The 510-nt window shown below is 75.1% G+C and carries 1 pseudogene; it reads left to right on the top strand.

The window, feature by feature from the left end:
• Window positions 1-238: 238 nt before the first annotated feature.
• Window positions 239-510: pseudogene (locus QSG27_RS29205) on the top strand (sensor histidine kinase); the annotation flags it as partial.

Genomic DNA, 510 nt, shown 5'->3' with positions numbered 1-510 from the left:
GACAGGCTGGGCCGCGCCGCCTCCGCCCTGGAACTCGCCGCCCACCGGGGCGACCCGGACGGGGCGGAGCAGGCCCTGGCGGCGGTGCGCGCCGCCTACCCCGCCGTGGAGACGGAAATCCGCGCCCTGCGGATCGGGGAGGAGGTCTAGCCACGGGAAAGAACGACACCACCCCCGAAAGTGGCACCACCGCCGGCCCGCCTTGCTCCGCCGGGAGGCGTGGACTAGTCTCACCCGCGTGAGCGCTCTGACCCGATCATACGCCCTTGCCACGCTTGGGCTGGCGGTGGGTGTCGGCCTGTTGGCCGAACCCTCCGGCTCGCCCGTCGTTCTGGGCTTCGCCGGCGTGCTCGGCGCCGCCGGGTTCGGCGGGCTGTTCTGGACCGGCAGGGAACGCCGCCGCACCGACCGGCTCGCCGCCGAGGTGGCGCGGCTGGAAGCGCTGCTGGCCGCCTCACCCCATCCCTGGTGCGCCTGGGACGCCGAACCCTATGACGCGGGCGTCCCGGC

Origin of the sequence: Azospirillum isscasi (assembly GCF_030849505.1) — a bacterium.
GTDB classification, from domain to species: domain Bacteria; phylum Pseudomonadota; class Alphaproteobacteria; order Azospirillales; family Azospirillaceae; genus Azospirillum; species Azospirillum isscasi.
The sequence above is the reverse complement of the archived record's forward strand: the minus strand, read 5'-3'. Positions and strand labels throughout refer to the sequence as shown.